The 13,248-nt window shown below is 69.9% G+C and carries 11 protein-coding genes; 4 read left to right on the top strand and 7 right to left on the bottom strand.

The window, feature by feature from the left end:
• The first annotated feature begins 27 nt into the window (after window positions 1–27).
• Window positions 28–858, top strand: coding sequence for a GntR family transcriptional regulator (locus HY68_RS27435; RefSeq protein ID WP_041993710.1), 831 nt, complete (start codon window positions 28–30; stop codon window positions 856–858).
• Window positions 859–904: 46 nt separating this feature from the next.
• Here HY68_RS27435 and HY68_RS27430 read toward each other — a convergent pair whose 3' ends face one another.
• A complete protein-coding gene (locus HY68_RS27430; RefSeq protein WP_041993707.1) occupies window positions 905–2,743 on the bottom strand; it encodes an MFS transporter in 1,839 nt (612 codons plus the stop codon).
• 282 nt (window positions 2,744–3,025) lie between these two features.
• Between HY68_RS27430 and HY68_RS27425 the strand changes: the two genes are divergently transcribed.
• Together HY68_RS27425 and HY68_RS27420 are read left to right on the top strand one after the other, a co-directional pair.
• Window positions 3,026–3,241, top strand: coding sequence for a dodecin (locus HY68_RS27425; RefSeq protein WP_041993704.1), 216 nt, complete (start codon window positions 3,026–3,028; stop codon window positions 3,239–3,241).
• 55 nt (window positions 3,242–3,296) lie between these two features.
• Entirely contained in the window at window positions 3,297–4,301 is a 1,005-nt protein-coding gene (locus tag HY68_RS27420; RefSeq protein WP_041993701.1) for an LLM class flavin-dependent oxidoreductase, read from the top strand.
• A gap of 38 nt (window positions 4,302–4,339) precedes the next feature.
• Here HY68_RS27420 and HY68_RS27415 read toward each other — a convergent pair whose 3' ends face one another.
• From HY68_RS27415 to HY68_RS27405, 3 genes are read right to left on the bottom strand one after another with little or no spacing between them, the layout of a single operon-like run.
• Entirely contained in the window at window positions 4,340–5,086 is a 747-nt protein-coding gene (locus tag HY68_RS27415) for a succinate dehydrogenase/fumarate reductase iron-sulfur subunit (protein ID WP_041993698.1), read from the bottom strand.
• A complete protein-coding gene (locus HY68_RS27410) occupies window positions 5,083–7,059 on the bottom strand; it encodes a fumarate reductase/succinate dehydrogenase flavoprotein subunit (RefSeq protein ID WP_041993695.1) in 1,977 nt (658 codons plus the stop codon). The genes HY68_RS27415 and HY68_RS27410 overlap by 4 nt, the downstream gene beginning before the upstream one ends.
• Before the next feature lies 1 nt (window position 7,060).
• Complete coding sequence (locus tag HY68_RS27405) at window positions 7,061–7,768, bottom strand: succinate dehydrogenase cytochrome b subunit (protein WP_041997309.1); 708 nt, start codon at window positions 7,766–7,768, stop codon at window positions 7,061–7,063.
• An 82-nt stretch (window positions 7,769–7,850) separates the two neighbouring features.
• Between HY68_RS27405 and HY68_RS27400 the strand changes: the two genes are divergently transcribed.
• Complete coding sequence (locus HY68_RS27400) at window positions 7,851–8,759, top strand: LysR family transcriptional regulator (protein WP_241778797.1); 909 nt, start codon at window positions 7,851–7,853, stop codon at window positions 8,757–8,759.
• A 22-nt stretch (window positions 8,760–8,781) separates the two neighbouring features.
• On the opposite strand, the gene HY68_RS27395 is transcribed toward HY68_RS27400, so the two are convergent.
• The 3 genes from HY68_RS27395 to HY68_RS27385 form a co-directional block, all read right to left on the bottom strand.
• Entirely contained in the window at window positions 8,782–10,953 is a 2,172-nt protein-coding gene (locus HY68_RS27395; RefSeq protein WP_041993689.1) for an EAL domain-containing protein, read from the bottom strand.
• A complete protein-coding gene (locus tag HY68_RS27390; RefSeq protein ID WP_041993687.1) occupies window positions 10,950–11,759 on the bottom strand; it encodes an SAM-dependent methyltransferase in 810 nt (269 codons plus the stop codon). Before HY68_RS27390 ends, HY68_RS27395 begins: the two co-directional genes overlap by 4 nt.
• Before the next feature lie 208 nt (window positions 11,760–11,967).
• Window positions 11,968–12,891 (bottom strand): SCO0930 family lipoprotein, encoded by a 924-nt coding sequence (locus tag HY68_RS27385; RefSeq protein WP_041993684.1) that lies wholly within the window; start codon window positions 12,889–12,891, stop codon window positions 11,968–11,970.
• Window positions 12,892–13,248: the final 357 nt, after the last annotated feature.

Below are 13,248 nucleotides of genomic sequence, written 5' to 3'. Positions count from 1 at the left end.
CCGCCAGAAGCAGGAGAGGTCAAATCCATGGGGAGTGGCTCGTCGGGTGGTGGCGTGCTCAAGCGGGAGCGGGTACGGGAGCATCTGCTCGGCCTGATCGAGGCCGGCAGCCCGGGGGACGCGATCCCGTCCGAACGCACGCTCTGCGCCGAACTCGGTGTGTCGCGGCCCACGTTGCGGATGGCCGTGGACGAACTCGTCGCCACGGGGCAGCTCGTACGGGAACACGGCCGCGGCATGTTCGTCGCGCCCGCCAAGATCACCCAGGAACTCACCTCGGACGACACGGCGTTCGTCGTCCCGCGCGCCTCGGGCGCCTGGTCGAGCCGGATCCTGGAGCGGGCCACGATCCAGGCCGGCGCCAGGATCGGCCGCAAGCTACGCGTGTCGCCGGCCGCCGAGCTGATCTACATCGCCCGGCTGCGGCTGGTCGACGGCGCGCCCATCGCGATCGAGCATCTGCACATCCCCGCCGAGCTGGCCCCCGCGCTCACCCCGCAGGAGCTGGAGGCCGGTGATCTCTACGACCATCTGCGCGAGCACCACCAGCTCTCCGTGCACGAGGCCACCCAGTCGATCGAGCCGACCGTGGTCAACGAGGCGGAGGCGGCCGTGCTGGATGTACCGGTGCTCTCCCCCGCGCTGCTCATCGAGCGGCTGACCCTGGACACCTCGGGCCGGCCCGTGGAGTACGTGCACTCGCTCTACCGCGGCGACCGCTACCGCATCGTCTCGCGGCTGGCGCTCGGCAGCCCCGCCCCGCGCCCCCGTACCGGCGGCCACCACCCGGGCATCCCGCCGGGCGACTTCGCGCACGACGGGATCATCACCTCGTCCACCACGGGAGACGCCTACTGACCCGCGGTGAGCGGGTCAGCAGGCGTCGTCGGGGAAGCCGGTCCGGTCAGTCCTGCGGCTGCCTGGCGGGGGCCGGTCCGTCGCCGCTCACCGGGCCGCCCTCGTCGGGCACGACCAGTTCGGACAGCGTGAGTCCCGACTCGCCGGAGACCGCGGCCAGTTCCGAGCCCAGGGACTCGGGGGCGATCACGGTGTGCTTGCGGCCCAGCGGGCCCGTCAGCAGCGAGGACACGGCGGCGACCACACAGGCGGCCACCGCGAACCAGAAGGCGATGACCAGGCCCTGGTGGAAGGGGCCCGAGATCAGATGCGGGAAGAACTCCTTGCCGGTGACCTTCGCGCCGCCGTCGGGCAGCTTGGACAGCTGGTCCCCCAGCAGCTCCTTGAACGGGTTGTAGCCGAGGAACGCGGCGAACAGCACGGCGATCGGCGGCAGATGGGAGACGTTCTGCGCGACACTCTCCGGCACCCCCTGGGCGAGCAGCCCGTCGTGCATCGCGCTCGGCAGGTTGCTGGACAGGCCGACGATCATCAGGCTGAAGAAGATGCCGATGGACAGCACGGACGACGAGTTCTGGAAGGTCGCCGTCATCCCGGCGCCGACCCCGCGCGACCTGGCGGGCAGCGCGTTCATGATCTCGGCGCGGTTCGGCGAGGAGAACAGCCCCGAGCCGAGGCCGTTGACGAACAGCAGGACCGCGAAGATCCAGTAGTTGAAGTCGGTCGGCAGCTCCATCAGCGCCACGAACCCGGCGCCGGTGATCAGCGCGCCGACGACGGTGAACATCCGGGCCCCGAACCGGTCGGAGAGCCATCCGGAGAGCGGCGCCGACAGCAGGAAGCCGACGGTCAGCGGGATCATGTAGATGCCGGCCCACAGCGGGGTCTTCTCGAAGCTGTAGCCGTGCAGCGGCAGCCAGATCCCCTGGAGCCACATGATCAGCATGAACTGCAGACCACCACGGCCGAGCGCCATCAGCAGGCTGGCGATGTTCCCCGCGGTGAAGGCGCGCAGCTTGAACAGCGAGAGCCGGAAGAGCGGCTCCGCCACCTTCATCTCGATCCAGACGAAGATGCCGAGCACCACGACGCCGCCGATCAGGGCGGCGAGCACCATCGGGTTCAGCCAGCCCATCGTGGACGAGCCGTAGGGCTGGATGCCGTACGTGATGCCGACGAGGACGGCGATCAGGCCGACGGCGAAGGTGATGTTCCCCCACCAGTCCATCTTGGCCTTGAAGCGCGCGCCCGTGTCGTGCAGCTTCATGTACGCCCAGATGGTGCCGAAGATGCCGAACGGCACCGAGACCAGGAAGATCAGCTTCCAGCTGACCGGGGCCAGCACGCCGCCGAGGATCAGTCCGATGAACGATCCCGCGATGGCGGCGATGGAGTTGATGCCGAGCGCCGTACCCCGCTGGTGCGTGGGGAAGGCGTCGGTCAGGATCGCCGTGGAGTTGGCGAAGAGCAGCGCGCCGCCGATGCCCTGGGCGATGCGCCAGCCGATCAGCCACAGGGCGCCGGCGCTGCCGTCGAAGTAGGTCAGCGAGAGGGCGATGGAACAGAGGGTGAAGACGGCGAAGCCCATGTTGTACATGCGGACCCGGCCGAACATGTCGCCGAGCCTGCCGAACGTCACGACGAGCACGGCCGTGACGACCATGAAGCCCATCAGCATCCACAGCAGATAGCTGGTGTTCGCCGAGTCCAGCGGATCCAGATGGATACCGCGGAAGATGTCAGGCAGTGCGATCAGGACGATCGACTGGTTGATCATCACCATCAGGACACCGAGGGTGGTGTTCGACAGCGCGATCCATTTGTAGTGCTCTCCTGGGCCGTCGGTCCGCGGTGACTTCGCGGCGCTCTGGTGAGTTATGCCCACAATTGCCCTTGCTCCTTCGCGTACGCCCTGCTCCCGGCCGACCACAGTCGAAGACTGATGGTCTATGCATGCAATCTATCCCTTGCGTGTGACTTACATATGTCCGGGAGATAGGAACATCCGATCGGATGAGGTACGACCGGCAGGGAAGGCCGAATCCGCAGGCCGAATCCATGACGCAGATCACACGACGGTGTCCGCATCGCGGACCGCCGGGGTGTGCGGCACGGTGGAGTGGACACCCGTCACACCCGTACGTCGCGACGAAGTGGAGTACAGCCCATGTCTGAGCACACCTACCGGGTCACCGAGATCGTCGGCACCTCCCCCGAAGGCGTCGACAAGGCCATTCGCAACGGCATCAGCCGCGCGTCGCAGACGCTGCGCGGCCTCGACTGGTTCGAGGTGACGGAGGTACGCGGTCACATCGTCGACGGCGAGGTCGACCACTACCAGGTGGGTCTCAAGGTCGGCTTCCGCCTCGACGACGGCGAGTGAGGCCGGGTCCTGGCCCGGCCGGGAATCCCGCCGGGCCAGGAGCGTTGGACTGAGGGTGAGTATCACGGCCGGCATCCCGTTCTCCGTACTGGACCGCTCCCGGACCCGGCAGGGCCGGGACGGTCCTCGGGTGCTGCGCGACACCGTGCGGTTCGCCGGGCGGATCGAGGAGCTGGGCTACCACCGCTTCTGGGTCTCCGAGCACCACAGCGTGCCGGGCGTCGCCGGGTCGGCGCCCACCGTGCTCGCCGCGGCCGTTGCGGCGGCGACCGGCACGATCCGGGTCGGCACCGGCGGGGTGATGCTGCCCAACCACCAGCCACTCGTCGTCGCCGAGCAGTTCGGGGTGCTGGAGTCGCTGTTCCCCGGCCGGATCGACATGGGCCTGGGCCGGTCCGTCGGATTCACCGACGGGATACGCAAGGCGCTGGGCCGGGACAAGCAGGACGCGGACGACTTCCCCCGGCAGCTCGCCGAGCTGCTGGGCTATTTCACCGGTGAGCAGGGCGCCCATCCGCAGGTGCACGCCCATCCGGCCGAGGGACTGCGGGTGCCCGCGTTCGTGCTGGCCACGGGGAAGGGCGCCCAGGTGGCCGCCGAGGCCGGGCTGCCGCTGGTCATCGCCGCCGTACGGGGTGAGGACGCCATGGTCCGGGCCATCGAGGGGTACCGCGAGCGGTTCCGGCCCTCCGCCTGGGGCGAGCGGCCCTACGTGGTCGTCTCGGGCACCGTGGCGGTCGGCGCCACCACGGAGGAGGCCCGCAGGCTGCTGCTGCCCGAGGCGTGGTCCACGGCGTACTCCCGCACCCATGGCGCGTTCCCGCCGCTCGTCCCCGTCGACACGGTCCTGGACACCCCGATGACCGCGCGGGAGCGCACGCTGTTCGAGGAGGCGCGGGACGGCCAGCTGTACGGCACGGCCGACGAGGTGTCCGCCGCTCTCGACAAGCTGCTGGCGCGCACCGGGGCCGACGAGTTCCTGGTCACGACCAGCACGTACGACGGGGACGCGCTCCTCGACTCGTACCGCCGGCTGGCGGAGCTGCGCGGGCTGCGTTAGCGGGCCCGCGTCGGCCGGCGGGCGTCAGCGGGCGGGCGTCAGCGGGCGACCTTGCGGTTGGCGCGCAGCCACTCCTTGTTCATCGACGTGATCGACATCAGCGGGATGCCCTTGGGGCAGGCCGTGGCGCATTCGCCGGCCAGGGTGCAGCCGCCGAAGCCCTCGTCGTCCATGGTCGCGACCATGTCGAGCACCCGGGTCTCACGCTCGGGCCCGCCCTGCGGCAGCACGTTGAGGTGGTTGATCTTCGCCGAGGTGAAGAGCATCGCCGAGCCGTTGGGGCAGGCGGCCACACACGCGCCGCAGCCGATGCACTCGGCGTGCTCGAAGGCGAAGTCCGCGTCCGGCTTGGGCACTTGCGTGGCGTGTGCCTCGGGGGCCGCGCCGGTGGGCGCGGTGATGTAACCGCCGGAGCCGATGATCCGGTCGAACGCCGAGCGGTCCACCACGAGGTCCTTGACGACGGGGAAGGCCCCGGCCCGCCACGGTTCGACGTCGATGGTGTCGCCGTCATTGAAGTGGCGCATGTGCAGCTGGCAGGTGGTGGTGCGCTCGGGGCCGTGGGCGTCGCCGTTGATGACGACACCGCAGGCGCCGCAGATGCCCTCGCGGCAGTCGTGGTCGAAGGCGACCGGCTGGTCGCCCTTGAGGATGAGTTCCTCGTTGAGGGTGTCGAGCATCTCCAGGAACGACATGTCCTCGGAGATGCCGTCGATGGCGTAGGTGACCATCGCGCCGGGCGCCGCCGCGTCGCGCTGACGCCAGACGCGCAGGGTGAGCTTCATGCGTAGCTCCGCTGAGTGGGGTGGACGTACTCGAAGACGAGGTCTTCCTTGTGCAGGACGGGGGCCACGCCGGTGCCGTGGTACTCCCAGGCGGCCGCGTACGAGAACTCCTCGTCGCGGCGGGCCGCTTCACCGCCCTCGGTCTGTGACTCCTCGCGGAAGTGGCCGCCGCAGGACTCGGCGCGGTGCAGCGCGTCGAGGCAGATCAGCTCGGCCAGTTCCAGGTAGTCGACGATGCGGTTGGCCTTCTCCAGCGACTGGTTCAGCTCCTCGCCGGTGCCCGGCACCTTGATCCGGCGCCAGAACTCCTCGCGGATCTGCGGGATCCGGTCGAGCGCCTTGCGCAGCCCGTCCTCCGTGCGGGCCATCCCGCAGTACTCCCAGAGGAGTTCGCCGATCTCCTTGTGGAAGGAGTCGGGGGTGCGGTCGCCGTCGACGGCGAGCAGCAGCCGCAGCCGGTCCTCGGTGTCGGCGACGGCCTCCTCGACGGCCGGGTGCGTGTGGTCGACGGGGTCGAGGTGCGGGTTGCGCGCCAGGTAGTCGTTGAGCGTCGCGGGCAGGACGAAGTAGCCGTCGGCGAGGCCCTGCATCAGCGCGGAGGCGCCGAGCCGGTTGGCGCCGTGGTCGGAGAAGTTGGCCTCGCCGATCGCGAACAGCCCCGGCAGGGTGGTCTGCAGGTCGTAGTCGACCCACAGGCCGCCCATCGTGTAGTGGATCGCCGGGTAGATGCGCATGGGCACCTCGTACGGGTCCTCCGCGGTGATCCGCTCGTACATCTCGAAGAGGTTGCCGTACTTCTCCTCGACGGCCTTGCGGCCGAGCCGGCCGATGGCGTCGGCGAAGTCGAGGTAGACGCCCTGGGCGCCGGGACCGACGCCGCGGCCCTCGTCGCAGACGTTCTTCGCGGCACGTGAGGCGATGTCGCGCGGGACGAGGTTGCCGAAGGACGGGTAGATCCGCTCCAGGTAGTAGTCGCGCTCGTCCTCGGGGATCTCGGCGGGCGGCCGGGCGTCGCCGCGCGCCTTCGGCACCCAGATCCGGCCGTCGTTGCGCAGCGACTCGCTCATCAGGGTCAGCTTGGACTGGTGCTCGCCGGAGCGGGGGATGCAGGTGGGGTGGATCTGGGTGAAGCAGGGGTTGGCGAAGTAGGCGCCGCGCCGGTGGGCCCGCCAGACCGCGGTCGCGTTGCTGTTCTTGGCGTTGGTCGAGAGGTAGAAGACGTTGCCGTAGCCGCCGGAGGCGAGCACCACGGCGTCGGCGAAGTGCGTGGAGACCTTGCCGGTGATCAGGTCGCGGGCGACGATGCCCCTGGCCCGGCCGTCCACGACGATCAGGTCGAGCATCTCGGTGCGCGGATGCATCTCGACCCCGCCGGCGGCGATCTGCCGGGACAGCGCCTGGTAGGCGCCGAGGAGCAGCTGCTGGCCTGTCTGACCGCGCGCGTAGAACGTACGCGAGACCTGGACGCCGCCGAACGAGCGGGTGTCGAGGAGGCCGCCGTACTCACGCGCGAAGGGCACGCCCTGGGCGACACACTGGTCGATGATCTCGACGGAGACCTCGGCGAGCCGGTGCACGTTGGACTCACGGGAGCGGAAGTCGCCGCCCTTGACGGTGTCGTAGAACAGCCGCTGGATGGAGTCCCCGTCGTTGCGGTAGTTCTTGGCGGCGTTGATGCCGCCCTGCGCGGCGATGGAGTGGGCCCGGCGCGGGGAGTCCTGGTAGCAGAACTGGACGACGTGGTAGCCCTGTTCGGCGAGGGTGGCGCCGGCGGCCCCGCCGGCCAGTCCGGTGCCGACGACGATCACGGTGTGCTTGCGGCGGTTGGCGGGGTTGACCAGCTTGGCCTCGAAGCGGCGCCGGTTCCAGCGCTCGGCGACCGGGCCTTCGGGGGCCTTGGTGTCCGCGACGGGCTCTCCGGTGGTGTACTCGGTGAAGTCGTTGGGTTCGTTCGGTTCGCTCGGTGCGTTCATTTCAGTTCACCAGTCCGGTCATCACGGAGACGGGCACGACTATGAAGCCCGCGGTCAGCACCAGCGCCAGCAGGTTGGCCGTGGCCTTGAGCACGCGCTCCCTGGTGGGGCTGCCGACGCCGAGCGTCTGCGCCGCGCTCCAGAAGCCGTGCTGGATGTGCAGCCCGAGGGCGAGCATCGCGACGATGTAGATGACGTCGTTCCACCAGCGGGAGAAGGTGTCCACGACGTTCTCGTACGGGTGGCCCTCCTGGAAGCCGCCCGAGTGCACGGTCCCGGTCGTCAGGTCGAGGATGTGCCAGACGATGAACAGGGCCAGGATGATCCCGCCCCAGCGCATGGTGCGGGTCGCGTAGCTCGTGCGCTGCCGCTTGTGCGCGTACTTCACCGGCCGCGCCGCGAGGTCGCGGCGGCTGAGCTGGTAGGCGCAGACGCCGTGCAGGACGACGGCGGCGACAAGTCCCACGCGGACGATCCACAGGGCCCAGGAGTAGTGCAGCAGCGGCTCGCCCATGGTCCGCAGCCAGTGCGCGTAGCTGTTGAAGCTGTCGAGGCCGAAGAAGATCTTGAGGTTGCCGTACATGTGGACGACCAGGTAGCCGAGCATGACAAGCCCGCTCACCGCCATGATCGTCTTCTTGCCGACCGTCGATCCCCACAGGGTGCGGGGCAGGGACGGCCGTTTGTCCGTCCGCGTTGCCAGAGCCATGTGCATGACGCTAGAGGCCACGGCTCAAGAGGTCCAAGACATGGTGCGGCTCATGTCGATAGGCAGGGCCTATCATGTCATCGTGCAGTTCCATCAGCTTCACTACTTCGTGGCCGTCGCCGAGACCCGGCACTTCACCCACGCGGCCGAGCGGGTCCATGTGGCACAGCCCTCGCTGTCCCAGCAGATCAAGTCGCTGGAGAACGAGCTGGGGGCCGAGCTGTTCAGCCGGGCGCGCGGCAACGTCTCCCTCACCGAGGCGGGCGAGGCGCTGCTCCCGCTGGCCCGGCGGATCCTCGCCGACGCGGAGACCGCGCGGCACGAGGTGCAGGAGCTGGTCCAGCTGCGGCGCGGCCGGGTCAGGCTCGGCGCGCCGCCCAGCCTGTGCACAGGCCTGCTGCCCGAGGTGCTGCGCACCTTCCACGACCTGCACCCCGGTATCGAGCTGCTGATCGAGGAGAGCGGCTCGCACGACCTGGTACGTGATCTGGCGCGCGGTGCGCTCGACCTGGCGCTGGTGGTGCTGCCGCTGCCGACGCCCTCACCGGCGCTGAGCACCGTCGAACTGCTCCAGGAGGACCTGGTCGTGGTCTCGTCGGCGGCGAGCCCGGCGCCGCGGCGGCCGGTCAGGATCGCCGATCTGCAGGGCCAGCCGCTGGTGATGTTCCGGCACGGCTACGACCTGCGCGAGCTGACCGTCGCCGCCTGCCGGGCGGCGGGGTTCGAGCCGGCGTTCACCGTCGAGGGCGGCGAGATGGACGCCGTCCTGGGCTTCGTACGGGCGGGCCTCGGGGTCGCCGTCGTACCGAGCATGGTCGCGGCCCGTGCGGGCCGCGACCTGCGCGTCACCGCGCTGGCGAGGCCGGGCCTGCGCCGTACGATCGCGCTGGCGCGCCGTACGGACGTGGCACCGCCACGCGCCGCCAGGGAACTGCAGCGCGTGCTCCTGTCCACCCAGGCCGCACGGCCCGCCGGGAACCCGGAGTCCTAGGGCCTGTCGTTCGGATCAGGTCCTAGACCGCGTCCACCAGCAGCAGCCGGTGCAGTTGGCTGGGCGGGCCCGGGCGGGCGTAGTACCAGCCCTGTGCGGTGTCGCAGCCAAGCCGGCGCAGATGGTCCGCCTGTGCGCCCGTCTCGACGCCCTCCACCGTCACGGCCAGATCCAGGCTGTGCGCGAGCGAGACGATGCCCTCCACGATCTTGAGGTCGACCTCGTCGGCCGGATGCTGCTGCATGCCCTGTGTGAAGGAACGATCCAGCTTGAGGACGCTCACCGGCAGCCGGCGCAGATTCGCCAGGTTCGAGTAGCCGGTGCCGAAGTCGTCCAGCGCTATCTCCACGCCCATCTCGGCGAGCTGGCGCAGCGGTTTGAGCAGATCCTCGTCGGCGCCGATCAGCGCCGACTCGGTGACCTCCAGGCAGAGCGCGCCCGGCGGCAGCCCGACGCGTTCGAGGATGTCCACCGTGTCGGCGACGAGCCCGGGGTGGTGCAGCTGGGTGGGCGAGAGGTTGACGTTGACGGTCAGCAGCCCCGGCGCCGCGCCCTCGGGCCGGTCGTCCTGCCACAGCATCGCCTGGCGCACGGACTGTTCCAGCACCCAGCGGCCGAGCGGCACGATCAGCCCGGTGCGCTCGGCGAGCGCGATGAAGCGGTCGGGGGCGAGCACGCCGTGCTGCGGATGGTGCCAGCGCACCAGCGCCTCGGCGCCGTGCACGGTGGCGTCGTCGAGCCGTACCAGCGGCTGGTACTCGATGAAGAACTCGTCGCGCTCCAGCGCGGCCGGCAGCGCGGTGGTCAGTCCGTGCCGGGTGATGGCGCGGGCGTCGGCCTCCGGGTCGGCCAGCTCGAAGCGGTTGCCGCCCGCCGCCTTGGCCCGGTACATCGTGATGTCGGCGCTGCGCAGCACCGCGGCCGCCGTGTGCTCCGCGGCGAGGCCCTCCACCACTCCGATGCTGCCCCGGACGGTGAATTCCCTGCCGTCGAGCCGGATCGGGGTGGCGAGCGCGCCGAGGATCCGCGATGCCAGGTCGGCGACCTCGGTCTGGGTGTCGGGCCCGGTGGTCAGGGCGACGAACTCGTCGCCGCCGAGCCGCGCGACCATCTCGCCCGGCGCCGTCGCGCAGCTCTGCAGCCGGTCGGCGACCTCGACCAGCAGCCGGTCGCCCGACGAGTGGCCGAGGCTGTCGTTGATGGCCTTGAAGCCGTCGAGATCGAGGTAGCAGAGCCCGAAGCGCGCGTTGTCCGGGGCCGCGAGGGTCTTGTCGAGCCGTTCGAAGAACAGCGTCCGGTTGGGCAGTCCGGTCAGCGCGTCGTGCGTCGCCTCGTAGCGCAGCCGCAGATTGAGCAGCCTGCGCTCGGTGGTGTCCTCCAGCAGCGCCAACTGGTACTGCGGCTGCCCCTCGGCGTCCCGCAGCAGCGAGAACGTCAGATTGGTCCACAGGACCGTGCCGTCGTTGCGGTAGAAGGGCTTCTCCGCCCGGAAGTGTTCGCGCTCACCGCGCACCAGTTCGCCGTGCAGCCGCCAGACCTGGGGGCGGTCCTCGGGGTGCACCCACTGGTTGACGTTGCGGCTGCGCACATGGTGTTCGAGCCCGCCGAACATCTTGGTGAGGGTGTCGTTGACCTCCAGCACATTGCCTTCGAGGTCGGCGATGACGATGCCGATGGCCGCGCCCTCGAACACGGCGAGGAACCGGGCCTGGGTGGCGTGCAGCGCCTCCTCGGCGCTGCTGCGCGCCGAGAGGGCCGAGCGTGCGATGGCCTCCTGCTCGGCGAGGGTGCGCTCGCGCAGCGCCTGGGCGAATCCGCCGGCCAGCGCGTGCTGCAGCCGGGCGCAGCGTGCCCTGCCCTCCTCGGCGCCGAGTTCCTCCGTGCCGCAGTAGAGCACCAGGTACGAGTCGACGACGCCGAGCGTACGGGCGAGCGCCTCGGGGTCGGTGCAGTGCAGCGTCACCAGGGCGGTGCCCACCCGCTGCGCCGGCGCGTTGTCGAAGTGGCGCGCGTGCAGCGCCAGGTTCAACTCGCGGGCCAGCGGCAGCAGAAGCTTCTCGAACTCGGGGCGGGTCAGCGACGTGGCCGCGGACGGGAAGACCGCCCGGCTCCAGATCGTCGCGAACCGGCGGAGTCTGTCTTCCAGGCCGTCCGGGTCCTCTGCGGAGCCCGACGCCTGCGACGGCACCATCACGCCTTGCGCCCAACCCCGGCGAAGCCCGAGAAGGCGAACGGATCCGCCTGGGCCACGGGGGTGTCGGGCCGCCATTCGGGCATCGCGACCAGACCGGGTTCGACCAGGTCGAAGCCGTCGAAGAAGCGCGCGGTCTCCGCCCGGCCGCGCATCACCAGCGGATTGCGGATGGTGCGGTAGACGCCGACGGCGCCGCCCGCCTGCTCCTCGGTGGCGGGGATGCCCTCGTACGAGGCGTGCGTGAGGATCAGCAGGCTGCCGGGCGCGAGCGCGTCGCGCAGCTCGGCGACGGCCTCGTACGGCTTGTCGGCGTCCTCCAGGAAGTGCAGGACGGCGACGAGGAGCAGCGCGACCGGCCGGTCGAGGTCCAGCAGCCGGGCCTCGGAGCCGGTCAGGATCTGCTGCGGCTTGCGGAGGTCTGCGGCCATCACGACAGCGTTGTCGTTCTCGGCGAGCACCGCCTCACTGTGTGCGACGGCGACCGGGTCGTGGTCGACGTACAGCACGCGCGCCGCTGGCTCCGCGGCCTGCGCGACCTCGTGCACATTTCCGAAGGTGGGAATGCCGGAGCCGATGTCGAGGAACTGGGTGATGCCGTCGTCCAGGGCGAAATTCACGGCGCGGCGCATGAATGCGCGGTTCGCCTTCATGATCGCCGGAAGACCCGGCAGGAAGCCGATTGCCTTCCGCGCGGCTTCCCTGTCCACCTCGAAATTGTGCGAACCGCCCAAATAGTAGTCGTAAATGCGGGAAACGCTCGGCATCGATATGTCGATGCCTCGCGGGGCCCAGGCGGGACGCTCCATCGATGTCTCCAACAAGTCGCCACGGGTTGCGGCCGGGACGCGGCCGGTTGTTCGAAGCGAGGCTACTGATCGACCGCCAAGAGAGCGAGCCCAAACGGAAATTAGAGATCCGTTCTTGGTCACACACCGCTGGCACATGCGGCCGGTCCGCCCTCGTGCCGGGGGGGGCAGGAGGGCGGACCAGTGGGCCGGAGGCGCGACGTGGGGACTACTTGGGCGCTCCGACCGGCTTGGCGTCGGGGGAGGCGGCGAACCATGTGCCGCCCACGCCCTGACCATTGACATCACCGGGCTTCTTGTCACCGGCAAAGGTATAGACGGGCCAGCAGTCGACGCTCTGCTGCTTGAGTCCGTCGGGACGGTTGAAGGTCACGAATCCCTTCTTGATGATCCCCTTCGTGTCCTTTATGTCGAGGGGGGCGACAACCGGCCACTTGTCGAGGCAGGCGCCGGTGCAGGCCGACTTCATCGGCCAGGCCGAGTCCTTGGTGAACCGATAGACCGTCATTCCCCGCGCGTCCACCATGATGTCGCCGAGTTTCGGGTCCTTGCGGACGGAGAGTCCCGGCAGGTCGGCGGTGGCGGCGGCCGGTGCGGCCTTCTTGCCGTCCGGGGCCGCGGCGAACCAGGTACCGCCCACCCCCTGTCCGGTGGCGTCGCCGGGGTTGGTGTCCTTGGCGTAGCGGTACATCGGCCAGCCGGCGATGGTCAGTTGCTTGGTGCCGTCGGCCCTGGTGACCTCGCCGATCAGCGAGGGGTCGACGCCGGGAGCGGCCTCGGCGCCGTCGGCCGCGACGATCGGCCAGGCCGTCGCACAGGCGCCCTCGCAGTTCGACTTGGGCGGGCTCGCCGTGTCCTTGTCGAACCGGTAGAGCGTGAATCCAGCGCTGTCCGTGACGACCTTGCCCAGCTTCTCGCTGTCCCAGACGGCGAGTTGACCGGCGGGCTTGGCCGCTTCCGCCTTGGTGTCGGCGCCGTATCCGCTGTCGGTCCCGTAACCGCCGGCCGCGGGCTGAGCCGCCCCGACGGACTGGCCGTTGGTCTGCGTGCCCTTTTCCTGACCGCACGCCGTCGTCAGCGCCAATACGGCCACCGCGGCCACCACGAGCGAGGCGTTCCGCCTGCTGTTCATGTCAACTCCCGTTGTCTGCAAGCTAGTTGAAGCGCCCGGGTGCGCCGTTCATGGCCCTAGGTACGGGCGGCGAGGTGCTCAGCGTTCAAAGCGGCCGAAAAAAACTTGTGAATCGAGAATTCGTGCCCACCAAATCCCCCTATCTGGGGGAATCCAGCGGACTATCGGCGCGCCGCGAGAAAACGGGGTCCAATATCTCGCCCGTGTACGGATCCCACGTCGGACGGCTGCTGGCTGCCTCCGCGCTCCTCTGGCTGCTCGCAGCTCCGGTGCCCGCCACCGCCGACAGCTGCGCCTACGCGTCGCTCGGCCCCGGCGGCTGGACGGCGGTCGCCCACGCCGGCGACAACGACTGCT

Origin of the sequence: Streptomyces sp. AcH 505, from assembly GCF_000818175.1 — a bacterium.
In the GTDB taxonomy this organism is placed as follows: domain Bacteria; phylum Actinomycetota; class Actinomycetes; order Streptomycetales; family Streptomycetaceae; genus Streptomyces.
Note: the sequence above shows the minus strand (reverse complement) of the source record. Positions and strands in the feature narration are given on the sequence as shown.

Excerpts from the sequence above, each read along its gene's own strand:
- HY68_RS27405 (WP_041997309.1), bottom strand. The coding sequence starts at position 7,768 with ATGGCTCTGGCAACGCGGACGGACAAACGGCCGTCCCTGCCCCGCACC.
- HY68_RS27410 (WP_041993695.1), bottom strand. The coding sequence starts at position 7,059 with ATGAACGCACCGAGCGAACCGAACGAACCCAACGACTTCACCGAGTAC.
- HY68_RS27425 (WP_041993704.1), top strand. The coding sequence starts at position 3,026 with ATGTCTGAGCACACCTACCGGGTCACCGAGATCGTCGGCACCTCCCCC.
- HY68_RS27385 (WP_041993684.1), bottom strand. The coding sequence starts at position 12,891 with ATGAACAGCAGGCGGAACGCCTCGCTCGTGGTGGCCGCGGTGGCCGTA.
- HY68_RS27435 (WP_041993710.1), top strand. The coding sequence starts at position 28 with ATGGGGAGTGGCTCGTCGGGTGGTGGCGTGCTCAAGCGGGAGCGGGTA.
- HY68_RS27390 (WP_041993687.1), bottom strand. The coding sequence starts at position 11,759 with ATGGAGCGTCCCGCCTGGGCCCCGCGAGGCATCGACATATCGATGCCG.
- HY68_RS27415 (WP_041993698.1), bottom strand. The coding sequence starts at position 5,086 with ATGAAGCTCACCCTGCGCGTCTGGCGTCAGCGCGACGCGGCGGCGCCC.